The sequence below is a fragment of the Nostoc sp. GT001 genome (assembly GCF_030382115.1).
GTDB lineage: Bacteria > Cyanobacteriota > Cyanobacteriia > Cyanobacteriales > Nostocaceae > Nostoc.
The window spans coordinates 1,150,027-1,175,007 of record NZ_JAUDRJ010000003.1 but is presented as its reverse complement, the minus strand read 5'-3'; the positions used below and the strand labels follow the sequence as shown (position 1 = coordinate 1,175,007).

At 42.7% G+C, this 24,981-nt stretch carries 14 protein-coding genes and 1 pseudogene; 6 read left to right on the top strand and 9 right to left on the bottom strand.

Features of this window, described 5'->3' with window-relative positions; translation table 11 throughout:
* Positions 1-55: 55 nt before the first annotated feature.
* The 3 genes from QUD05_RS07865 to QUD05_RS07855 all read right to left on the bottom strand — a co-directional run bounded on the left by QUD05_RS07865 (position 56) and on the right by QUD05_RS07855 (position 9,111).
* Positions 56-3,349, bottom strand: coding sequence for a leucine-rich repeat protein (locus QUD05_RS07865; protein ID WP_289795580.1), 3,294 nt, complete (start codon positions 3,347-3,349; stop codon positions 56-58).
* Positions 3,350-3,501: 152 nt separating this feature from the next.
* Positions 3,502-6,339: an ATP-binding protein gene (locus QUD05_RS07860; RefSeq protein ID WP_289795579.1), complete on the bottom strand. Its 2,838-nt coding sequence runs from the start codon at positions 6,337-6,339 to the stop codon at positions 3,502-3,504.
* A gap of 519 nt (positions 6,340-6,858) precedes the next feature.
* Entirely contained in the window at positions 6,859-9,111 is a 2,253-nt protein-coding gene (locus tag QUD05_RS07855) for a glycoside hydrolase family 65 protein (RefSeq protein WP_289795578.1), read from the bottom strand.
* 433 nt (positions 9,112-9,544) lie between these two features.
* Between QUD05_RS07855 and QUD05_RS07850 the strand changes: the two are divergent.
* Together QUD05_RS07850 and QUD05_RS07845 are read left to right on the top strand one after the other, a co-directional pair.
* Positions 9,545-9,733: pseudogene (locus tag QUD05_RS07850) on the top strand (zinc ribbon domain-containing protein); the annotation flags it as partial.
* 157 nt (positions 9,734-9,890) lie between these two features.
* Positions 9,891-12,527, top strand: a complete 2,637-nt coding sequence (locus tag QUD05_RS07845) for a sensor histidine kinase (protein WP_289795577.1) — start codon at positions 9,891-9,893, stop codon at positions 12,525-12,527.
* 118 nt (positions 12,528-12,645) lie between these two features.
* Here the strand turns inward: QUD05_RS07845 and QUD05_RS07840 are convergent, their stop codons facing one another.
* From QUD05_RS07840 to QUD05_RS07815, 6 genes are all read right to left on the bottom strand, one after another.
* Positions 12,646-12,807 carry a hypothetical protein gene (locus QUD05_RS07840; RefSeq protein ID WP_289794484.1) on the bottom strand — a complete coding sequence of 54 codons (162 nt, stop codon included), beginning with the start codon at positions 12,805-12,807 and terminating at the stop codon, positions 12,646-12,648.
* Between the two features lie 195 nt (positions 12,808-13,002).
* Positions 13,003-13,284 (bottom strand): hypothetical protein, encoded by a 282-nt coding sequence (locus QUD05_RS07835; RefSeq protein ID WP_289795576.1) that lies wholly within the window; start codon positions 13,282-13,284, stop codon positions 13,003-13,005.
* A gap of 119 nt (positions 13,285-13,403) precedes the next feature.
* Positions 13,404-13,811: a transposase family protein gene (locus tag QUD05_RS07830; RefSeq protein ID WP_289795575.1), complete on the bottom strand. Its 408-nt coding sequence runs from the start codon at positions 13,809-13,811 to the stop codon at positions 13,404-13,406.
* 199 nt (positions 13,812-14,010) lie between these two features.
* Entirely contained in the window at positions 14,011-14,712 is a 702-nt protein-coding gene (locus tag QUD05_RS07825) for a helix-hairpin-helix domain-containing protein (RefSeq protein WP_289795574.1), read from the bottom strand.
* Between the two features lie 24 nt (positions 14,713-14,736).
* Complete coding sequence (locus tag QUD05_RS07820; RefSeq protein ID WP_289795573.1) at positions 14,737-15,078, bottom strand: NINE protein; 342 nt, start codon at positions 15,076-15,078, stop codon at positions 14,737-14,739.
* Positions 15,079-15,857: 779 nt separating this feature from the next.
* A complete protein-coding gene (locus QUD05_RS07815; RefSeq protein WP_289795572.1) occupies positions 15,858-16,253 on the bottom strand; it encodes a hypothetical protein in 396 nt (131 codons plus the stop codon).
* Positions 16,254-17,206: 953 nt separating this feature from the next.
* On the opposite strand from QUD05_RS07815, the gene QUD05_RS07810 reads away from it, so the two are divergent.
* The 4 genes from QUD05_RS07810 to QUD05_RS07795 all read left to right on the top strand — a co-directional run bounded on the left by QUD05_RS07810 (position 17,207) and on the right by QUD05_RS07795 (position 24,977).
* Positions 17,207-17,521, top strand: a complete 315-nt coding sequence (locus QUD05_RS07810) for a hypothetical protein (protein ID WP_289795571.1) — start codon at positions 17,207-17,209, stop codon at positions 17,519-17,521.
* 430 nt (positions 17,522-17,951) lie between these two features.
* Positions 17,952-19,304, top strand: coding sequence for a histidine phosphatase family protein (locus QUD05_RS07805; RefSeq protein WP_289795570.1), 1,353 nt, complete (start codon positions 17,952-17,954; stop codon positions 19,302-19,304).
* Positions 19,305-19,464: 160 nt separating this feature from the next.
* Positions 19,465-20,769 (top strand): dihydroorotase, encoded by a 1,305-nt coding sequence (locus QUD05_RS07800; RefSeq protein ID WP_289795569.1) that lies wholly within the window; start codon positions 19,465-19,467, stop codon positions 20,767-20,769.
* 242 nt (positions 20,770-21,011) lie between these two features.
* Positions 21,012-24,977: a PAS domain S-box protein gene (locus QUD05_RS07795; protein ID WP_289795568.1), complete on the top strand. Its 3,966-nt coding sequence runs from the start codon at positions 21,012-21,014 to the stop codon at positions 24,975-24,977.
* Positions 24,978-24,981 lie beyond the last annotated feature (4 nt).

The window sequence follows — 24,981 nt, the reverse complement described above, 5'->3', positions numbered from 1 at the left end:
TGTTTCCTGTATAATCATAAAAAATTAGGAAATAGCTCTAAATATCTGTTGTCAATTAATATTCATCTACAAATTGAGGATGAACCCACAGAAATTCACGGCGTTTGTTTTGCACCCGCACTAGACCACCAAAACTAGGATCTTTTTCTTTCAATAAGGCGTGTAATTCTCGCAAAATCGAGCCTTGAGCGCGGATTGCATCGCCTTCCAAGAATGAGGCATCGCTCTTAGACTTTCCAGCCAAAGCCATATCACTTCCCTTTAAAGTAGACTCGATGCTTTTCTGTCCCAAATCGAGTTGTTCTTCAATGGCTTTGTAGGTGGTATCATCCAGTATAAATTTAGTTGCCGAACCTGCCACAGGTAAGACTAAGCTCAAAGTTCCAGTCAAAATTCTGAGATAGGGGACTGCCTTAGTGAACCACTCACGCGGCAAGTCTAATTCATAGACTCCCTTTTTCTGCTCATTGGGATTTAAGGCTGGAAGTGGTTGACGTGCGTGTTCGCACCAGAGGGTGAGTTGAAACTTCGCACTAATCCATTTGGGGCGATCGAAAAATTTCGGATCGATAGGCTTAAAGCTAAACAGGCGCGGGCCGTCTTTTGCTTCATCGGTGAGCATCTGCATTAGTTCTGCAAACTGCTGATCGACCTGGCTTAAAATGGTACGTTGCTCTTGAGATAATACCTGAAAACGTGCTTGATCTAGGCGATCGTACATAACCAAATCTTTGCGGATGACGTTTAACTCGTCTTTCACAATGTATCGGAACTGCTCAATGCCAATTTCTTGGGATGGGGGTTGAGCAGTTGGCGCATTATTCAGCAATTGATCGATGTTTTGCCATTCGCCACACCCGGAAATGGGACACGGGAATTCATGGCGATTTTTCTTTTTGCTTTCAATTAGTTTTTGTACCTCAAACAGTCCGTTTCCAGGGGCATTCATGCTGCAAGGTGCAATGCAGGGAACCATCACATTACAACGCAATCCTTCCCAGAAATTCTCGACTAGCCATTTAATCTCTTCTGTAAGATAGGACAGAAACCTTTCGGGATAAGCTGCCCGTACTGTAATTTTTACATCAGTGCCAACATATTCCAGCAATGCCCGACCGTTGTAATCGTTGTCAAGCATTAAGCCCCGTTGCCAGTGGATGCTGTTTTCGTAATTAGCCCGCCCCAGTGAGTATTTGTGCAACCGGACAATCAACTGGTAAAATAATCCTTCTGCAACTGCAAACTGTCCACGACTATCCACAATGCGGCAGATTTGCACCTGTTGTCTGTCTCCCGCTTCCGGTTGTTCTTCCCAATTGGGTAATCGCTCCGGGCGTGTGTCGGGAACGAGTTGAGCAATGAGGCTGGTATTGCTAGGTTCTGACGGATCGAAAACCACTTTGTAGGATAGATCAAAGCGTTCCATCAGCCGCAGAAAGATTGGATGCAACTTTGAGGGGTAGCCTTCTTCGCCTGCAAATGGCGGATGGCTCCACAACTGACTGAGATGCTCAAATTCCACCAAACCGTTGCGTTTGCGTGTCGTTTCATCATCTAGCACGAAGCTGATCGCTTTTGCCAACCAGTCGGGTTTGAGGATGACGATATCGCGTAGTGTTGGGTCGTAATGGTAATGGATGAAATGCCCTAATATATGGGAGATGCGAAGGAACAGTTCTGCTTGCTTATCATCGATTCCCTCTTTAGCGCAGATGGCAATGACATCATTGTAGGGGAGATAGGCTTTGTCACTTGTCTGTAAGGTTTCCCGCACCCGTTGCCACTTTGCTGGAACGGAACGCCCCATTTCGGGAAGAGATGCAGCGACACGAGCAATAGTATCTTTTAATTCTGCAATCCCAGTGCAATGCGTCGTATCCTGGTTGGGTTTGCTGTCTATATGGAAGAAATCGATTACCGTATCTTTGCCGAATTGAGCGAGAATTTCTTGTTTGTCAATGTCTGGTTGTCGCTGTCCGGGGCCGCCGTGGGTTGCAACTACTAACACCTTCGCATCTGGTTCTCGATTTTTGATCAGCGTAATCCACTCTTTGACAAAGCCCTGCTGGGGCCCTTCCCGTGGCTTCCAGATCACCAGATACACGGCTGGCGCACTGAAAAACAACTGGTGCGTCGGTCGATAAACCCTTTGACCGCCAAAATCCCAACCATTGAGTGATATCTCTGTGCCACTATTGGGATCGGTGACGATTACAGATTTAATTTCAATCCCGTGAGTCGTGGGGCGACCATCCACCCATTCATCTCCCCGCAATGCACCCAACAGACAACTCTTGCCCACCTCACCCTCGCCAACTAGGATCAGTTTGGCTTCATTCAGAGTTATCTGTTCTTCTGCCTTTGCCCGCAGGTATTGCAAAACACTTTCTGTGCCTTGTTTATAAGCGGCTGCAAGGTCAGGGTTAATAGGGTTGTTTTCGAGGTAAAGCCGTTGCAACTGAGTTAGGGATGCGATCGCTTCTGGCAGTTGGGTCAATTGGTTGTTACGGAGGTCAAGCTGTTGCAACTGAGTCAGGGATGCGATCGCTTTTGGCAGTTGGGTCAGTTGGTTATATAAGAGGTTAAGGGATTGCAACTGAATCAGGGATGCGATCGCTTCTGGCAGTTTGGTCAGTTGGTTATTGCGGAGGTCAAGCTGTTGCAACTGAGTCAGGGATGCGATTGCTTCTGGCAGTTGGGTCAGTTTGTTGTAGGAGAGAGAAAGCTGTTGCAACTGAGTTAGGAATGCGATCTCCTCTGGCAGTTTGGTCAGTTGGTTACTGGAGAGGGAAAGCCGTTGCAAGTGAGTCAGGGATGCGATCGCTTCTGGCAGTTTGGTCAGTTGGTTATTGCGGAGGTCAAGCTGTTGCAACTGAGTCAGGGATGCGATCGCTTCTGGCAGTGTCGTCAATTCGTTGTTGTTGAGGTTAAGGGATTGCAACTGAGCCAGGAATGCGATTGCCTCTGGCAGTTCAGTCAGTTGGTTACTGGAGAGGTTAAGGGATTGCAACTGAGTCAGGGATGCGATCACCTCTGGCAGTTGGGTCAATTGGTTGTAGAAGAGGTCAAGCGTTTGCAATTGAGTCAGGGATGCGATCGCTTCTGGCAGTGTCGTCAATTGGTTGTCGGAGAGGTCAAGATTTTGCAACTGAGTCAGGGATGCGATCGCCTCTGGCACTTCCATCAGTTCGTTACCGGAGAGGTCAAGCTGTTGCAACTGGTTCAGGGATGCGATCGCCTCTGGCAGTGCCGTCAGTTTCATGTTGCTGAGATCAAGTTCTATTGCTCCCTCTTGCCGTGCCTGTTCAATACGCTGCTCTGCTTCCCAATAAGCTCTATCTCTTGCCATGACCAAATCCTTTTTCTCACTACCAAAATCGGAGTAATAGCCAGACTTTTTCTAGGTAACAGCCTATACAGGTGGTTTAGCCAGAAAATCTCAGCCTAACATTCTAGCAACGTCAAGGGTGAAAATTTAACCACGTCAAATAATATTGACAATTAGATAGGTTGTTGATTTAACGGAATTACAATTACAAATTCTGTCCCCTTTCCAAGAGCAGAAATACATTCTAATTTTCCCTGATGTTTTTGGGTGATAATCTGATGACTAATAGATAAACCTAACCCAGTACCTTTATTAACTGGTTTAGTCGTAAAAAATGGTTCAAATAATTGTTTTTGTACCTTTTCTGGAATGCCTATCCCATTGTCGCCAATACGAATAACTACCTGATTTTCGCTCGTGAGTTGAGTCTGAATGTGTATCTGGGGAGTAGAAAGCGCTTTTTCCCCTACTTCCCACTCCCGTTCGGCTTCGCTCACGGCAAGCCCATTTTCTACTGCCTCTTCTAAAGCATCGATCGCATTTGCTAAAAGATTCATAAATACTTGATTCAGTTGTCCAGCATAACATTCTACTAATGGCAGGTCGCCATATTCTTTAATCACCTCAATTGCTAGATTGGTAGAAGATTTAGGTTTGAGGCGATGTTCCAAAATCATTAATGTATTATCTATACCCTCATGGATATTCACAGCTTTCATCTCTGTATCATCTAAGCGGGAAAAGTTTCGCAGAGATAAGACAATTTCTGTGATTCGTTCCGCACCAACTTTCATAGAAGTTAGCAAGTTGGGCAAGTCTGCAATCAGAAAATCTAAGTCGATTGCTTCTGTTTGTTTTTGAATTTCCGTTACTGGATTAGGATAGTTTTGCTGGTATAGTTGCAACAGTCTCAACAAGTCTTGGATATATTGATTGGCATAGCCGACATTGCCAGAAATAAAATTGATTGGGTTGTTGATTTCGTGCGCTACACCTGCTACTAACTGCCCCAAACTCGACATTTTTTCACTATGCACCAATTGAGATACTAGCTGCTTTGCTTCTTGACGCAATTGTGCTTCTGAATATCGCAATATCTGCTCTGCTTGTTTGCGCTGGGTAATGTCGTGGAGAATGACGACATATTCCTGAAAATCCTGATGGGGTCTATCTGAGATGGAAACTTCCAGAGTTCTGTTTTTCCCATTGCCGATTAAAATTTGTTCGCTACGCTTTGTCCACTGCTCTGGATAGGAGACTAATGCAGGTAGCCATTTGTTAAGGTGATTTCCCCGCAACTCAGATGGGTTAACACCAAAAAACGATTCGGTGGCTGGGTTAGCTTGCCGGATAATGCCTTGATTATCTACGACTAAAATCCCATCCTGGGCAACAGTAAACAAGTGTTCGGCAGCTTCTCTGGCTTCTGCGATCGCTACCACTTGCGGTAAACTTGTCCAACAAGCGATCGCTACTCCTACAAATGCCACGCTCATCAGTAGCACCACAAATATATTCTCACCGCCCGCAGTTGCCACATTATTAAGTTTGACGCCAAATAACCAGCCAACTCCCACGGCGCTGCACAGTAAAAAAATCAGGATGCTCACTTGAAGAATTACTGAATCTTTGATAATGACTACAGGGCGGGTACGATATCGTCGCATCCACCAACTAGGATGGAATGCAGGGAAGTCTACACCGCGAATCACTGCATCTATGCCCATGACAGCAATGGGAGATAATAACCCAATTAGCAAGTTAAGCCAACCCCAGGCAAATCCGCCTACCAACAGCACTACAACTTCTAACAGCAGAATAGCTAGAGATATGCGGGGGAACAAAACTTCCGGGCGATCGCGCCGCAACCAAAGCCCCAGATGCAGTAACATAAATGAGACAAACCAACCGATGTTACCAACAGCGACGATTCGCGCCACATCTCCCCAAATCAGATAGATTAAGCACAATACCAGTGTCAATGTCAATGCTGGGACAAACACACCCCGACGGGAGACAACGGAAAATACTGGCGAAATATGGTTATCTAAAGCCAGTTGATACAAAATTCGCGGGCAATTAGAAACCACCGTTGCCGAACCGAGTAGACAAGCTGCTACTAGCAAAAAAGAAATACTGATACCAGCGAATCTTCCCCAAAAGGGCTGGGAAGCAGCCACAAGATTCAGAAAAGCATTGTCTTTAAGATTGGGATTTGTTGCTAATCGCATTACTACCCAAGAACCCCCCAAAAAGATGGGTGGCATCATCCAAGCGGCAATGTCTAGAAAGCGCAGCGTTTGAGTTGGGTTGCGGCTATCGGCAACAAAGGAAGAAGCTGTTTCACAGCTGTAGGTTGCATAAGTGACAAAAAAGAACCACTTTGCCCAATCCACGAAGCTCAAAGATGACCAACTGCTAGGAAAAAACCCAGGACTAACGGGAGAAAATGTTAACCAGCCAAGACCTTGCACACAGAAGGTCATTAGCAATCCAAAGGCTGGAATGACAAAAAACAAATGTAAAATACTCAGGGCGCGAGTCCCACTAAACGCCACGATAAAAGGTAAGAGTGTAAAGCTAATATCTAGAAATATCTCTGGACAGGCAATACCCAGCGGCTCCAAATTTACTTTAATTAAGTCTCTGAGTACGATTGTATTAACTGAGAGGTAGGAAACCCAATTGAGGAGATATCCAATTGCTGCATAACGAGCTAGTCCTGGGTAATTTTGCAGTAGCTTGGTAGCATAGTTAGGTGTTCCTCCAGCTACATTGATGAAATGTATACCTAAGCGTTTTACCTGATAATTAAGCAGCATTCCAAAAATCACCGCAGGTATCCAAACAAAAATAGCTTGGGAACCTAGAGCAGCATGAATCGCTGGAACCAATGCTGTCCAAGAAATATGAGCTGTCAAACCAAAGCCCCAACTTTCAACAGCACTCAAGCTTCTAGTTAAGCGAGGGTAAGAAGATTGGCCCAATGTGGAATGAGCAAAGTTGGACATGATTAGCAGTGTTCGGTGGGATACTGTAATTAAGCTTATTAGCTAGAGTTCCCATCTACTAAATCTTCTGAACAAAAACTTTTTGTCAGGAATCATACTTAGGTGTTAGGGACTTCCAACTAAAAAAATATCCCATCGCTGTCTAGGCAGGGGAGCAGGGGGCAGGGGGCAGGGGGAGAAAGAAAAATATTATCTGAGTAAATTGGATAATTTATTTTCTGGAAGTCCCTTAATACATCTACTCCTAGATAAAATTCACCTTTAGGGATCTGCGGGTTAATAGTGTCCCAGCCAGGAGGGTTTCGACACTTCGACTGCGCTCAACCCTCAGATGTCGAGAGTTGAGCGCAGTCGAAACTCGGTTTATTGGTACTTTATTTTCACGCAAGTCCCTTACAACATCAGTGTTTATTGCCCTCATCCCCCAACCCCTTCTCCCAATTTGGGAGAAGGAGAGCTAATTTCAAAGTCCCTCTCCCAAGGTTGGGAGAGGGATTTAGGGTGAGGGCAAGAAATCACTTAGCTAATTTTCGAGCGTGTATCTGCCAAGGCGGGAACTTTGACTTCTGTTTCGGCTTGTAAGTCAAAGTCATACCACTCGTTACGCCATTGCAGACGAAACTTCAAACGTGTCCAGTTAGGTGGAAGGTTGGGACAGGCAACGGGGCCAAATTGAGTCATCCGAATGCCGCCAAACCCAAAAACTACCGCTTGCCATACTCCTCCAGCACTGGCAGCGTGAATTCCTTCGGCTGCATTCAGTCTCACATCCTCTAAGTCTACCAAGGCCGATCGCAGAAAGTGGGTATAAGCTTCGGTTGGTTGATTGAGGTCGCAAGCTAAGATAGCGTTAATGGCTGGGCCTAATGAAGAACCAAAACTGTGGTCGGTGCGTTGGTTGTAATAGTCCCAGTTGGTGGCGAGGGTGTTATAGTCGTAGCGATCGCGCAGTAAATACAAGAGCATCAACACATCTGGCTGTTTGAGAATCTGCTTTTGGCTGGTGGCTTCAATTCCCAATAAACCTTGCAGAGATTTGCTGCGCGGTTCGTAATCAGCAAGGTTAACGTCTTCTAGCTGGAAAAATCCTTCAAATTGTTCAATTAAACCAGTTTGAGCATCTTCATTCACAAATAGACGCTCTTGGATTTCCGCCCAATGGTGCAGACGCTCTGTAGTTAAGTTGAGTTTTTGCACTAGTTCTGCTGAAGTTTCAGGATAAGCTTGTTTGAGCCAGTCCCACAGCGCCAAAGCTGACTGCAAATGCCACTGTACCATGAGATTGGTGAAGGCATTATTATCGACGCGATCGTGATTTTCATCGGGGCCAATTACATCTAGGATGTCATAACTGTGGCGCTCTTGGTTCCACTGCACCCGACTTTCCCAGAACACAGCCGTATCAAGAATAATTTCTGCGCCATAATCGCGCATCCAGTCATCATCGTTGGTAGTCTGCCAGTAGTGCAAAATTGCATAAGCGATATCTGCGGTGATATGCACTTCAATGTCACCGCACCAGATGCGGATTAATTCACCGTTGGGAGCCGGAACCCAACGCGGAGTTACTTCATCGCCAGTAGTGGCACTTTCCCAAGCATACATCGCTCCTTGATAACCAGCTTCTTGAGCTTTGCGTCTCGCTCCTGGTAAGGTGTGGTAACGGTAGGTGAGCAAGTTACGCGCTAGGGCTGGTTGAGTTAAGGTGAGGAAAGGCAGGATGAATATTTCTGTATCCCAAAAGATATGTCCGCTATAGGCAAAACCGGAGAGGGTTTTGGGAGGAATGCTCACGCTGTCATCGTGACGCGGTGTTACAGCTAGTAATTGGAAGAGATTGTAACGGACGCTCAATTGAGCCAAGCGATCGCCTTCTATTATAATGTCACTGTCTTGCCACACTTGCTCCCATGCAGTAATGTGAGCTGCCAATAGGGTAGTATATCTGGGTTCATCAGCAAGTCGTTGTAAAGCAGCAGCAATGGGGATTTCTGTCTCTCGTGAAGTAAACAGGGTGACAATCTTTTCTACAGTTACCGTTTTTCCGGGATATAACTCTAAGGTGGTTGTCAAAGTGGGAGAACTTGAAGCATTTTCGACGTTCACGCGTGCAGTCTCGTCACCATCTACCACTAACTTAGCTGCCATCCCAAGTTGAATATTTGAGTGGAGAGTTTTACTGTTGAGCCAGATAATCTGATTTATGCCACCTTGGTTTAAGGTTCGCCAATGTTTAACGCCTTGGGTATATGGTTCGCTATCAAATCCGGCTTCAACGGTAATTTCACCCTCAAAGTCTACCGATGTAATTTGAGCGCGAATCGCCAAAACGTGTTGGTCTGCTAAACTGGTGAAACGCTCGAAGTGAAAATCTAGGGTATGACCACTAGGACTACGCCAGCGTACATCACGGCTAACTAAACCTAAGCGTAGATCGAGCCGACGTTCGTAGTTAAGAATTTCACCACTGTCCATACTAAAGCGAACGCCTGCAACTTTTACCACCAATGGCAGCCAGTTGGGACAGTTGACTAGTTCGGTGTGAGCAATTGTCACATCATCATAAACACCGTGGATGAGTACGCCTGGAAAATCCTGTGGATACCCTTCCTCAAATGTACCCCGCACTCCTAACAACCCATTACCAAGAGTAAAGACGGTTTCTTTGTGATGTAACTGCGTCGGGTTAAACTCCGTTTCAATAACGTTCCAGTCAGTATTGTCAATTAATTGCTGATTTTCTTGAGAATTGTGAGTGGATACGTTGAGCATGAGTGATAAAACCTATGTCTTGGGGGTTGCTGTGGGCAGAATGCAATAAAATTAGGAGCAATCTTTAAGTGATTGACTCCTTTTCTTGAGCGCCTAGACTGGAAGATTGTCTGAACGCCAAAAAACACGCTTCTGATAACAGTAACGCTTCAAATTTCATCTGTCTACAGTTAGATTTATTCAAAAATACCAGTTATAACTCATAAATCTTAACTAGCTACGAATTGATTCGGCTTTTCATCAATTTCTTTCATATTTATAATTAAGACAAAAAAGCGATAAATCGCTTTTTTGTCTTTGTGATGGACGTTAGTCATATTTTGGCTGGTAAAATCTACAGTGCAGTTAAGTAACGTTTTGTTCTTTTACCAAAGAATTGGGTCTAAAGCCCCGTCGTTCTACGACGGATTTTTCTTGATTATGTACAAGAACTCATAAATGTCACCATTGTGGGTTTGTTTTAGACAGAGACTGGAACGCCGCTCTGAACATACTTGGACTTGGACTTCGTACCGTGGGGCACACGGGAACGCTTAACGCCTCTGGAGACATCGACCTCTGCATTGGTGGGGAAACTCCTCAATCTAAGCCGAGTTGTGGAAAGAGGAAACCCAAAGAGTAATCTTTGGAATCCCCGACCGTTTACGGTGGGGAGGATGTCAACAGAAGTGGTATATTGGCACTTGACCCGACCGAGTACAAACTATGCATAAGCCCACAGGACAGCAAACTAGAGGTGTTGTACTCAGTAATACAGGACAGGAAGGGAAAGTGGGCAAATGAATAAAAATACTGGGCAAGGTAATGTTTTTTCTTTGTTTAAAGGCGTACCTCTAAGTCGCATTTTGGTAGCGTTGTTTCTGCTGCAAATCTTGCTAGCTGTGGGATTGACTGCATACTTATCAATCGGCAATGGGCAAAAGGCAGTCAATGAGGTAGCTAGCGAATTACGTCATGAAGTTGGCAATCGAGTTGAGCAGAATTTACAGACTTATTTAGCAACGCCGCGTCAGGTACTACGCAGTAATCAAAATGTGATTAACATGGGGTTGCTGAAGATAGAAAATCTTGCAACCTGGGAGTCATACTTAATAGAGCAATTAAAAATTTTTCCCGATGCGTTGGCAATAACTGCCAGCAATGAACAGCAAGAATATCTAGCGGTAGAGAAGCTCAACGATCGCCAATCTTTACTTAAAAAAGCCGATAAGTCAACTGGGTACGACCTCTACACTTACAGAATTGACTCTCAAGGTCAACGTACTCAATTACCAGAGGTAATCAAAAACTATGATGCGCGATCGCTTCCTGATTATCTCACAGCAGTTACCGCTAAAAAATTCAGCTTTAGTCAGATTTTTACACCCCGCACTGAACCAACACTTTTAATTAGTGCTTCTCTTCCCATCTATAACTCCCAAGGGGAATTACTCGGAGTCAACAGCACTCTCACTCACTTATCACAAATTGGGGATTTGCTACAAAACATCAAAGTTGGCAAGTCTGGGCAGATTTTTATTATGGAGCGATCGGGGCTATTAGTTGCAAGTTCTACAACCGAAGAACCATTCCGCTTTCAAAATGGTAAGCCCATTAGGTTGAAAGCTTCCCAAAGCGGGAATTCTTTGGCTCAAGCAACCGCTAAATACTTAAAAACTAAATTTAATAACTTTGACCAAATTCAAAGTTTACAGCAACTAGATTTTTTCTTTGACGGCAAACGACAATTTTTAGAAGTTAGACCCTTCGATGGCGAAACAAATGTCAACTGGTTGATAATCGTAGCTGTCCCAGAAGCAGACTTTATGGGACAAATTAATCGCAACATTCAAACTACCATTTTTCTCTGTTTGGGAGCGTTGGGACTAGCGATTATATTGGGGATTATCACCGCTCAGTGGATTACTGTGCCAATTTTGTACTTCAGCACGGCGACAAAAGATTTAACTGATTTTACCAACAGCGAAGACTCAGTGGTGAAAGTGCAAGGCATTAAAGAATTAGAGGTGCTGGGTGAAGCTTTGAATGAAATGGCGCAAAATTTACGCCAAACCTTTACTACACTGATTAGCAAAAATAAAGATTTAGAACTGCAAGTTAAGCAGCGAACTCAAGAATTACAGCACGAGGTTGAAGAACGCTATAATAGTGAACAAAAACTGGGGCAGCATCATCAAGTACTCACAGAATTGGCAAATCACAAAGTGGTTTTTGAAGGAAATTTAGAAACCGCATTCAAAGTTATCATAGAAAAAGTAGCCAATGTCTTAGAAGTAGAGCGAGTGAGTGTATGGTTATTCAATAGCGATCGCACCAAGCTACAATGCATAAGTCTCTATGAACGTAGCAATCAAAAACATTCAGCAGGTTTTGAACGCAACCTTGCAGATTATTTAATCTACTTTAAAGCTTTGGTGGCTTCTCGTACCATTGCCGTCTCTGACACTCGTACCGATCCACGGGTACAAGAATTATGGGATAAATTGCTCGAACCAAATAATATTGTATCCCTAATTGATACCAGTCTTTGGGTTGGGGGCAAAATGGTGGGAACAGTATTATCTGAACAGGTTGATATTCCCCGGAAATGGGAACTGAGCGAGCAAAACTTCATTAGCTCAATCGCGGAAATTGTCACTCTAACTTTAGAAGTAGGCGATCGCAAACGCGCAGAATCCGCTCTACGTGAGGCTAAAGAAATCGCCGAAGTCGCAAATCGTGCTAGAAGAACCTTTTTAGTAAACATCAACCACGATCTGAGGAATCCTTTAAACTCAATTCTGGGAATCACAGAGGCACTCAAAGATCAAGTGTACGGCCCTGTAAGTGAAGAACAGCGCCAATCGCTAGATATGCTCGAATCTAGCGGTAAGAACCTATTAGAATTAATTAATCAAATCCTTGATGTTACTGACACCGAATCTAGCAAAATAGAACTGCAATTAGCTGCTACTTCAATTCAAGGAATATGTGACTTCTGCTTGAGTTTTGTCAAAGATTTAGCCTTCCAGAAAAATATCCGGCTGAGGGCACAAATACCTGAAGAACTCGAACCGATCCAAGTCGATGAACGCCGCATTCGCCAAGTATTTATCAACTTATTGACTAATGCAATTAAGTTTACTAAAGAAGGAGGCGAAGTCTGGATTGAAGCCCAGCCAAGTTCCACCAATGAATATATCTTTATCAGTGTGGTAGATACTGGTATTGGGATGCTTTCTGATGACCTTTTTAAATTATTTCAACCTTTTGTGCAAGTTGAAACTGCCTCTAACCATCGTTCTTCAGGCACGGGTTTAGGATTAGTAATGGTGCAAAAAATTGTCGAGTTGCATGGTGGAACTGTCCACGCCGAAAGTCAGTTAGGCAAAGGTAGTCGATTTACTGTCAAGCTTCCTTGGAAAAAGGCGGGATAATCGAGAGTCTAAGAGGTTGTTTGAAAAGTGTTTGGCTATGATTTTAAGTACTTCTAGATCCCCCCTAACCCCCCTTAAAAAGCAGGGTGGATTAATTGTCGGGAGAGAAAAAGTTTTCTCACTCGACCATTGGACTCACAGGCATTGGGCAAAAGGAGTCGGAGTGGTCAAATAGCGCATCAAAAATCATTTGAAGTTGGTTAGCCATCAGCCTTAACGCTTCGGGAAGAGTCCGACAATTTAACTGACGAGCCAGGGAAACTAAAAACTGTCTGACCATCGCCCAATTAGCTGGTGAAAAACCGCCAGTATGAATACAGTTATCTTCATTTAAAGTTACATCCTTGACCCAATGAAGTTGATTTTCAATTGACCAATGACCACGAATAATCTCCGCGAATTCTGAAGCTGAATAATTTCAGCTACTTAAATAAAAGTGTTGTTCATGATAGTCAACAATCTGGCGACGACAATTCTATCCTTGAGGTCGAGTTCCATATCTGTTAACCTCAATTAAACTTTTAGCGCCAACCCAATCAGGTAGTGACTCAAATGGAATTGGATAGACTTTGACTTGACGAGTAGTCTTTCGTCCATGTAAATTTTCATCATGGTAATTGGTATCGATAGCGATTGAGGATTCAGCTAGCTCAGTAGCTACTTTCAGGAGATTTGGCTGGTTTCTTTTAATAGTAATAATGTAGTCATTTTCTCCCTCGATAATCAGCTCAACAGTTTTTTTGGCAATGTAGTGCATCGGCTGTAATCACGATATGATGCCCATAAAGCTTTTTAATTAGCTCTTCTACCACACTAATCTCACTGTTTTTGTTATTTTCCATAGCTTGATGTCTGATTACCCATCCTTGCTGATGACTATAAACTGAAAACTGAAACGATACTCACAAAGTTTTGATAGGATTGATTTCCCCCGGTTACAGTACTTTTAATACATTTCCCATCGATGGCAAATAATTCTTTGAAATTAATTGGCAAACTCTTTTCTGCCCAGACGTTAAACAGTTCAGCTAATATCTGAAAATCAATTGACATCATAATATTTCTGAATGTTGATGCTGACGGAAATTGAATATCTGGAGATAAATCTAATAATTTGATTAGAGATAATCGATGATTTTTTGTGAACTCAGCTAAAGGTTTATACCCCCAATATCCTGTACAACTACCTAACAAAACTATAGTTAGTATTATCCAAAGTCTATGTCTAATACCTCTAGCATGTCGATAATCGGGAACCCCTTGGATTGCTTCGATTAAATTCATTCCTAACTTTCCTCTGGGAGAACCGTGTTTTTCTTAAGGAATCATCCTTCTATGTTATATTTTCTCTCTCGACAATTAATCCACCCTGCCTAACCCCCCTTAAAAAGGGGGGAACTGGAATTAAAGTCCCCCTTTTTAAGGGGGATTTAGGGGGATCTAAAACTTTTTGTTACCGAGAAGAGGACTTTTCAAACATCCTCTAAGCGATGTGACGATAAGTATTAAACGGTAATCCAGTGCGTTGCTTCACATCAATCAATGATTTATACTCACCTCGTTGCTGCCTTTCGGCAACAATTTGTTGTGCGATCGCGCCATCTAATCCACAGGTAATTAATTCATCAGTGGAATATGTGTTTAATCGTTTCCAAGAAAAATCAGCTTCTTTTTTGTAGTTGTAGCTAAAAGTAATCAGTGGTGTAATTCGAGTTATTTGCTTTTCAGGAACTCCGGCTATTTCTATTAACTCTTCTGCATGAGTAAAAACATATCCCTCATTCAGCAATGATTCAATATTATTTGCATAAACTATCGGCAGCCCTAAATAATTAACTAATTCGTGTTTAGAGCATTCATTAATATCTATTTTATCACGAGTCCTTGCAACTAAATTTGCTAGCTCTTGTTCTTCAGGAATTGGTAAATTCTTTGGATAGGTTTTGACTAAATAAGATTTCTTGAGATAGAAGGCAGCACCAATTTGAGCCATCCAGACAGCAACCGCTAAACCATTTGCCGATAAAGCTAAAGCTAAAATAGAGGTGCTAATTCCTATAACAACCCAACTTTTAGTCTTAGATTTATAACCTGCGTAGGCAATGGCAAATCCCCCCAATGTCGGAATTAATGATAACCACACCCAAGCAGGAGTTTGTTGAAACCAAGATTTAGATTGTGACACGGTAAATCAACCGATGATTTTAATTTACAAAGATTTCAGAAGCTTTTGCCGCTTTTCTTCATACTCTTCTGCGGTAATTATCCCAGAATCAAAAAGATTTTTTAAATCAGCTAATGCACTAGTTGCATCCTTTGCAGATACGGCTCCACCTGTGCTTGCTATGCCTTGATTATACTTTGTATTGAATTCGGTATCTGACATCAAAAGTAAGATAAAGAACTCAACAAAGGCTATTAAAGATGGAATACAAGTCCAAAAAAACAATAAGTACAAAATACCTGCTACATTTTGTCCTAAATAAAACTTGTGAATTCCCAGCCAGCCACCAAAAAAGCAAAGTATAATTGCTGTAGATTTAGTCTTCATAACGTTTACTTCCTTAATTAACTCTAATAAATATCTATTGGCATACAATATAACCAAACTTTTTGACCTTTTTTTGATTATTTATCTATTTTGCTAGTGAGTTTTGCCGTCAAAAAATAAATGACGATTATACATAGCTGACATTCCATTAAGACTAAATATCCTTTAACTATGTAATTTAAATCTAGATTGGAATTGAAATAAAAAATCAGAGAACCAATTGCTAGATATGAAACTAAACGCAACTGAGGTAATTTGAGGTTTAGTCTTTGGTTATTTAAGTCGCTCATTAGTGGATAAAGTTATGTTGAGCAATATTTGCTGATAAACAATCTATCGGTTATTACCGATTATTACAAACTTGTTTGGTTTAACAGATATTGACTGTTATTTAAAGCTAATCTTAGTTAATTTTTATCTGTTAAACCTCACGAATTTTACCGACTTTACTTATAGTTACATCAATAGAGTTACGTAAAGTTTCTGATGACTAAAGTAAAATACACAGCCGAAAAAATTACTTATGAAATGTTTTGGCTGGCTGTCTCATTTATTCTGGCTTTTGAGAGGATGTTTGAAAAGTCTTTTTCTTGGTAACAAAACATTCTAGATCCCCCTAAATCCCCCTTAAAAAAGGGGGACTTTGAAAGGTTTCGCCCCCCTTTTTAAGGGGGGTTGGGGGATCAATAAGTGCCTAAAATCACAGCCAACCACTTTTCAAACAACCTCTGAATTCTGACTCCTGAATTCTTACGTGCAGATTTAAGTCTGAGGCGCTTTTATACAGTTGTGGCACTCTTAGTATTTACTTCCTCTGAAGTCGCTTTCAAGCGTGTTGCTGTGCTTTTACGGATGCGATCGCTTTTGCGAACACCACCCGCCATCTGATATTCATAGCTGTCTTTGCCGTATTTAAAAGCAACTCCAAGGAGCATTTTTTCCGTCAAGTCGCTCAAAGTTGTTTCCAAATCCTTCATCTCATTTTTGTAAGAGTCAATCAAAGCCAGAGTAGTATTATAAGCTTCTATTTTGCTACGATACTGCTGAATTATTTGTGTGATATTTTGCAAGTTGCGAGCATCCCCAAAATCCATACTCGGATCAATTGCTTTGAGTCCAGACATTCTCAATTCAGCTTTTTCTAGAACGCGATATGTACGCTTTTGACGAGGCATAATTATCTTATTTATATTGTGTTCTAGAACTAGCTTGCCTTACTTCAGCTTAAATTTGGTTGAGTAAAATCCACAAAATTGGTGTTTAATGTAACGATAGACTCAGCAATATCCACTAAAAATATGATGTTTGTAACGAAAATTGTAGTGGTGGTAACTAAACTCGTAACATTGTAACGAAAATAATCATGTTTGTAACAAAAATCGTAGCGTTAGTAACTATACTCATTATTTTAGTAACAAACTCGTAATATTGTAACGAAAATTATCATGTTTGTAACAAAAATTGTAGTGGTGGTAACTAAACTTGTTATTTTAGTAACTTAAAGCGCGATGTTAGTGGCGATGTTTAGTAACGGCAATTGGTTTCAATTCAAAAAGCGTAGATATCACACGCAATATATTGAGAAAGTAATGCTGAACTCTGCAAAATCCGTAACGCTGAGTAGAATATAGGTTTTTTAAGTTAATTACGGAATTTAGAACAGGAATGATATTGATTAGCGATCGCTTGTATCATTGCGTTAGTGGAGTGATTAATATATCTCAACGAACTTAGGTGCGATCGCTGTTCAATTAATACTGTGCTAGTTTAAAAAAAATAGTGCAAAAACTTAATCAGTATGACCAGTGCGATCGCTATCCTGTGACACTGATAATAAAAGTAAACGACTAAAAAAGGGAATGCGGTTGTATCTGTTGGCATCCCTGGTTTCATCCTGGCATATCTCAACGGACTTAAGTGCGATCGCTAAAAAACTTAATCAGATAACCTAACTTCTCAATAAATGCCAAAGCTATAACTTGTTAAGACCTAAAACAGCCAAAATAATTGACACGCTAAGTATATACGCAATACAATTATTATAGTTGAATCTAACAATAGAGTTAATCAAAATACTTTTCCCAGAGAATAATAGACAAGCAATATTCAAATAATTTGGATAAAACAAATGAACGCCAAAATTATTGCTTTCTTAGGGATTACGGCAGCCTTTGCAAGCTTAGGAAGCCAAGTTTACGCTCAATCACCAGCATCAAACTCAAATCCCGGACAATATAGATTAAGTGGTGATTCTCTACTTGGAATTGATAAGAAAACAGCCCAAGATGACTTTAGGAGTTTTTTTGAGCAAACTAATCCAGCAAGTCTTTCCAACAATAATAGAAGAGAAAATAATAAAACTCCAGCCAAAATCCGCTTTAACGAATCATTATCACAGCCAGACACTTCAGTTTTCTTAACACCTAGCTCAGTCAGACAGTGACAATGATGGATTGCAAGTACAGTTAGATATAGGGAGAGAATAAGCAAGTATAAAGGCTGAGGTTGTAGTTTTAATTAATTATGCCTTGCCCAAAATCTTTGCTAATAATCTTTTAAGTTTCAATTAGTAAGGTAAACAAGTTCGTAGTAAGGACTTTAGTCTTTAATTTTTTAAGCACTAAAGTCCTTACTACAAACTTTTCATTACTAGCTTAGATATTGTACTAGGCACAATTACTCTTCTATTTCTACTTAAATCAAAACAGCTTTAATTAGAAAACATCGTTCAGACAACGGCAGTTTTAGCCAATCATCCTGTCTCCTCTACCAGAATAAAATTTTGCACCTGACTTAATCTGCCTTCCTGAGTCGATAATTATGCAATCGTTTTGCAGTAAAATTAATCGTCAAGATAAGAGGAGGGCTTTGAGATGACTCGTGTCATCATTGTGCGCCACGGTCAAAGCGGTTATAACACCGAGCGGCGTATCCAAGGACGCACTGATGCGTCAACATTAACCGAAAAAGGTCGTAATGATGCAAGTCTTGTAGGCAAAGCCCTCAGCAATATCTTATTTAATGCGATTTACAGCAGTCCCTTACAACGAGCGAAACACACAGCAGATATTATCCATAATGAGTTAGCTACTCATGCTAAACAATCTGCTGTAGTTCAAGTTTCTGATTTGCTGCTAGAAATCGACCTACCTTTATGGGAGGCATTGCTAACTTCTGAAGTCAAGCAAAAATTTGCTGAAGACTATCGCACTTGGCATCAACACCCCGACGAACTGCGGATGCTCCTTAATGATGCACAGGGGACAAGAGAACATTTTCCCGTTCTTGCTTTATACGAACAAGCACGGCAGTTTTGGCAAGAAATTTTGTCCCAACATCAAGGCGAAACCATTCTCATCGTGGGACATAACGGAATCAATCGCGCTTTGATTAGCACAGCGTTAGGCATCCCTCCCAGTCGCTACCACTCAATACAGCAATCTAACTGTGGCGTCACCGTATTAAATTTCGCTGGAGGATTGGGCGAACCAGTCCAGCTAGAATCCTTAAATCAGACGCAACACACCGGAGAAACTCTACCTTCATTGCGACCGGATCATCAAGGAGTACGATTGTTGCTAGTGCGTCACGGTGAAACCGACTGGAATCGCCAAACCCGGTTTCAAGGTCAAATTGATGTCCCCCTCAACGACAACGGTAGAAAACAGTCGCAAAAAGCAGGTGAATTTCTTCAAGAAGTAGCAATTGATAATGCTTACAGTAGCACCATGCTGCGCCCTAAAGAAACAGCAGAAATTATCTTAAAACAACATCCAAATGTAAAGTTAGAATTGCAAGATGGTTTAAGAGAAATCAGTCATGGTCTTTGGGAAGGAAAATTAGAAACAGAGATAGAGCAAGAGTTTCCGGGAGAATTGCAGCGATGGCGGCTGATACCAACGCAAGTGCAAATGCCTGAAGGGGAGAATTTGCAACAAGTGTGGGAGCGCAGTGTTGCAGCTTGGCAATCAATTCTGCAAGCAGCATCAAATAATCAATTCAAAACTGTATTAGTAGTAGCCCATGACGCTACTAACAAAACCTTGCTTTGTCACATTCTGGGTTTATCGCTGGAAAACTTCTGGAGTTTTCGCCAGGGTAACGGTGCAGTAAGTGTCATCGACTATCCTGCTGGAATCGATGGTTTACCAGTACTGCAAGCGATGAATATCACCTATCACTTTGGTGGAGGCGTACTAGATAAAACAGCAGCGGGAGCGTTGTAAAAAAGTTATGAGTTAGGAGTTAGGAGTAAAAAATTATGAGTAATGAATAAAGTTAGAAGCGATGAGCAAGGAATAAATAACTCATAACTCATAACTCATAACTCCTAACTCATAACGCCTAACTCCTAAATTTATTCTTAACTCATAACTAAAGACTTTTATGACTGAACTGCTGCAAAAAGTACGAGTGATTGACCCTGTTTCTGAAATCGACGAACTCTTTGATGTGCTGATTGCTGATGGTTATATCCGGGAAGTGGCTTCGCACATTTCTGACATCAGTTCTGATACTCAAATCAGAGATTGTCAGGGATTAGTTCTCGGCCCTGGATTAGTGGATTTGTACAGCCACTCTGGCGAACCTGGCTTTGAAGAACGGGAAACCCTCTCGTCTTTCTTACAAGCTGCTGCTGCTGGCGGCTTTACTAGAGTTAGCATTTTACCCGATACATCCCCAGTTATTGATAACCCTGCGCTTGTGGCACAGTTGCAGCAGAAGAGGGCAGAGGGGCAGAGGGGCAGAGGAGCAGAGAAGAGTTTGTCTCCCCTGCACCCCTGCACCCCTGCTCCCCTGCTTCATATCTGGGGTGCAATCACCGTAGATGTTGCTGGGAAGCAGATGACGGAATTGGCAGATTTAGCGTCGGCTGGAGTTGTGGGTTTTACTGATGGTAAACCTTTAGAAAATTTGGCGCTGGTGCGGCGAGTGTTAGAGTATCTCCAGCCGTTGGGTAAACCAGTCGCATTTTGGCCTAGCGATCGCCAGTTAGCAGCAAATGGTGTAATGAGAGAAGGGACAAATGCTCTCCGTTTTGGTTTACCCCCAATTCCCGCCAGCGCTGAAACAACTGCGATCGCAGCTATGCTGGAATTGGTGGCAACCATCGGCACACCAGTCCATATCATGCGTGTCTCCACAGCTCGCAGCGTGGAATTAATCGCCTCAGCTAAAGCCGCTGGTTTACCCATCACCGCCAGCACCACCTGGATGCACCTTTTACTTGATACTAAAGCAGTTAAGAGTTATCACACCAGCCTGCATTTAGACCCGCCTTTAGGTAATCCCAGTGATATGGCGGCGTTGCGTGCAGGGGTACGCACGGGTGTAATCGATGCGATCGCGATCGATCACACACCCTACAGCTACGAAGAAAAAGTCCAAGCCTTTGCCGAAGCGCCTCCAGGAGCAATTGGTTTAGAATTAGCACTACCTCTTTTATGGCAATATCTCGTTGAAACTGAGGAATTTACAGCTTTAGAATTATGGCGGGCATTGAGTACCAATCCAGCAGAGTGTTTAGGGCAAAAAGTAAGTGCGATTCTACCTCATCAACCAGCGGAACTTACTTTATTTGATCCTCAGCAAACTTGGAAAGTTGAACGGAAAAGTCTTTATACACTTTCACAAAATACACCTTGGTTAGGACAACAGTTGAAGGGTCATGTTGTGCAAATCTGGTGTTAAAAAAAACGTACTGAAGACTACCGAATATACAGCACTTCCAGCTATTATGCAATACAGACCGCCAGCCAGGGAATAGAATTCCCTGTCTAATGGTACAAGTCCTCTAGAAGAGGACTAGAAAAACTTGGGTTAAATTCAAGAATCTCCGGGCTGAAGCCTAGAGAGTGTCAAATCAGGCTATTGACACGATGGTATCGAGGTATAATTTTTTTGAAACGCGATCGCGTTTGTATTTATAACTTATGAGTCATCCTTCTTGCCTCACGATCTTGCTGATTGATGATTGCGCTGAAGATCGAGAAGCATATCGTCGCTTTTTGGAGCAAGACAGCCTGTATACCTACCGCACTTTGGAGTTTGAGACACCAACGCCAGCACTGAAATGGTGTCAACAGGAGATACCAGATATCATTTTGCTGAATTTTTTGTTACTCGATGGCGATGGGCTGAAGCTTATTCAGCAGTTTCGAGAATCCCATAGCAATACTCAAACTGCTGTAATTATGCTGACAGGACAAGGGGATGAAATTACTGCTGTCCGTGCGATGACAAGTGGTGTGCAAGATTATCTGGTTAAAAAGAAACTTACGGCTGAAGTTCTTCAAGGTGCAATTCATCATGCCATTGAACGGATGGATTTGACTCGACAGTTAAAACAAAGTCGGGAACAACAACAACTGATTGCTGCGATCGCCTTACGGATTCGTCAGTCTCTTAAACTAGAAGAGATTCTGCGTACCATAGCAACAGAAGTACGGCAGTTTTTGAAAGCAGACCGAGTAGTTGTCTATCAATTTCAGCCGGATATGAGCGGTACAATTGCGGCAGAGTCAGTGCTTCCAGGTTGGACAGTGGCTTTGGGACAGCAGATTTTGAACACCTGCTTTCAACAGGGAGCCAGAAGTGATTATTGCCAAGGGAAAAAACGAGCAATCGACGATATTTATCAAGCTGGCTTAACTAATTGTCATTTGCAACTTTTAGAACAATTTGAAGTCAAAGCCAATTTGGTAGTACCTATTTTAGTCAAAGAGCAATTATGGGGATTATTAATTGCTCACCAATGTAGTGCATCTCGCCACTGGCAATCAGTAGAACTAGATTTGTTGGATCAACTAGCGGTGCAAATAGCAATTGCCATTCAACAGGGAAGTTCTTATGAGCAACTACAGGCAGAACTGGCAGAACGCCAACGGACAGAAGCAGCGCTCAAAGCCAGTGAAGATAAACTTAAGCTTACCCTGAATTTTGCTGGTATTGGCTATTGGGAATTGAACCCAATCACCAATCAAATATTTGCTAGTGAGAACGCAATTCGCTGTTTTAGTTCCGATCTGAGTGATGTGAACTGGACTTATGAAAAGTGGCTTAATCAGTTATATCCAGAGGATCGAGAATGGGTTGAGCAGGAATTGAGGCAGGCGATCGCCACACAAACCGATTATGCTGTGGAATATCGAGTTGTCTGGCAAGATGGCAGCATTCATTGGGTATCGGCAAAAGGACGGGGAGTTTACGACGCAACCGGACAATTGCTGCAAATGCTAGGCGTGCTAATGGATATCACAGAACGCAAGCTCTCAGAGGCGGAGCGGCGACGCACCCAAATGCTGCGAATTGAATTACGTCTTTTAGAACAGATACTCGAAGTAGTTCTAGCAGGTTACTGGGACTGGGATATTCCCGGCAATCAGGAGTACTTGAGCTTAACCTTTAAGCAGATGTTTGGCTATGAAGATCATGAGTTGGCAAATACACCTGAGAGCTGGCAACGCTTGATTTTTCCAGAGGATTTACCAGGTGTTTTGGAACTTTTTGAGCAACACGTCCAAAGTCGTGGACAAATCCCCTTTTACAATGAGGTGAGATACCGACATAAGGATGGTTCTATCGTTTGGGTCATTTGTTCCGGTCGTGTTATTGCCTGGGATCGAGACGGCAATCCCTTGCGGATGATTGGTTGCCATGTTGACATTACACAACGCAAACAAGTAGAAGCTCAATTATTAGCGCTCGCTAATTTGCAACAAGCTATTTTAGATGGTACTGACTATGCCATTATTTTTAATAACTCAAATGGCATCCAAATTTTCAATGCAGCTGCTCAGAAAATGTTAGGCTACACAGCAGATGAGGTTATTCAGCAAATAAATCCAACTACATTTCACGACCCAGAAGAACTCAAACAAAGGGCAGCAGAACTCTCGTTAGAATTGGGTAGGGAAATTACACCCGGAAAGGATTTTTTTACTATCGTCACTCAAGACGGAAGCACTTATGAAAACGAATGGACTTACATTCGTAAAGATGGCTTTCGTTTCCCCGTATTTCTGTCGGTGAAAATCCTTCAGGATCTAGAAGGACAGAATATCGGATTTTTGAGTATTGCCAAAGATATTACTCAGCAAAAACAAATAGAAACAGCCCTTCGAGATAGCGAACTCCGTTATGCACATCTGGCAGAAGCTGCTCCTGTAGCTATTTTCCGGCTAGATGCCGTTGGTAAATGCATCTATGTCAACGATCGCTGGAGTGAGATGACTGGCAGACCAACACAGGCAGCATTGGGGGTGGGGTGGATACAGGCTTTGTACCCAGAAGACGGAGAGCGTTTGGGGAGGGAATGGTCTCTAAAATTTGAGCAAGGATATGTAAATCCAAAGGAATTTTATCAGAGTGAGGGTAGGCATCTACGCCCAGATGGCAGCATCAACTGGTTTTATGTCCAAGTGTTACCCGAAATCAACACTAACGATACCATTATCGGCTACATTGGCACACTGACAGATATTAGCAAACGCAAACAAGCAGAAGAGCAACTGCATCAACTCTCCGAACGGCTAACTATAGCAATCGGCTCTGGAGGATTTGGTATTTGGGAATATGATTTCGTCCAGGCAATGCAGATTTGGGACGATCGCATGTACGAACTGTATGGATTGAGCAGCACTGATTTTAACGGTTCTTTTGATGCTTGGTTAAACTGTCTGCATCCAGACGATCGCCTTTATATGCTAGGAACCATAGAGCAAGTTCTGCAAGGAAAGCAAGAATATAATGTCGAGTTCCGCATTGTCCAGCCGAGTGGAGAAATTCGTTATCTGAAAGGCTATGGTATTCTCAAGCGTGCCCAGCAGGGTGAGCCTATACGGTTAATTGGGGTTAATTATGATATCAGCGAACGCAAACAAGCCGAACAGGAACTCATCCACAATCGGGATTTGCGAGAAGCAATTTTTAACGAATCTGCCGATGCGATATTTTTGGTCGATCCGCAAACCCTGCTCACCCTGGATTGTAATCGGCGGGCGGTAGAACTGTTTGAAGCGGTTGACAAAGCTGAATTGATCGGTATCAATGGGCAGGTACTCCAGCAGCGTCCATTCACTGCCAGCGAAACGGATGCGATCATCAGAGATATGCAGTCAAAAGGTTTATGGAGCCGAGAGATTGAATATATTACTCTTCAGGGTAGGATTTTTTGGGGAAACATCGCAGCGAAACCGATTACTATCGCCGGACGTACCATGAATCTAGTACGGATCACTGATATCAGCGAACGCAAGCAAACTGAAGCACAACTGCGACAGACTAACGAGCAGCTTGCTAACGCCAATATGGAACTTGCCCGCGCCACTCGCCTCAAAGATGAATTTCTCGCAAACATGAGCCATGAACTGCGAACACCTCTTAATGCGATTTTGGGTATGTCAGAGGGCTTACAAGAAAGTGTATTCGGCTCCATTAATGAAAGACAAGCAAAAGCGATCGCCACTATTGAGCGCAGTGGCAGACATTTACTAGAACTAATCAACGACATTCTAGACTTATCTAAAATCGAATCTGGCAAACTGGAACTGCAACTAAGTGATGTTTCTGTTAAGAGCCTGTGTGATACCAGCCTTGCTTTTGTCAAACAGATGGCTTTGAAAAAAAGTATTCGTCTTAGTACTCATATTTATGACAATATTGGCAGCATCCAAGTAGACGATCGCCGCTTGCGTCAGGTACTCATCAACCTGCTAAGTAACGCTGTCAAGTTTACGCCAGAACGGGGATGTGTAACGCTAGAAGTCCGGCTGGAGGGAGCAGGGGGGCAGAGAGGCAGGGGGGCAGGGGAGCAGGGGGGCAGGGGGGCAGGGGGAGGGGGGGAAGTAGATTCTGCCTCGTCTTCCCCAAATCTTTGCTTTCATATCACTGACACCTAGGCAT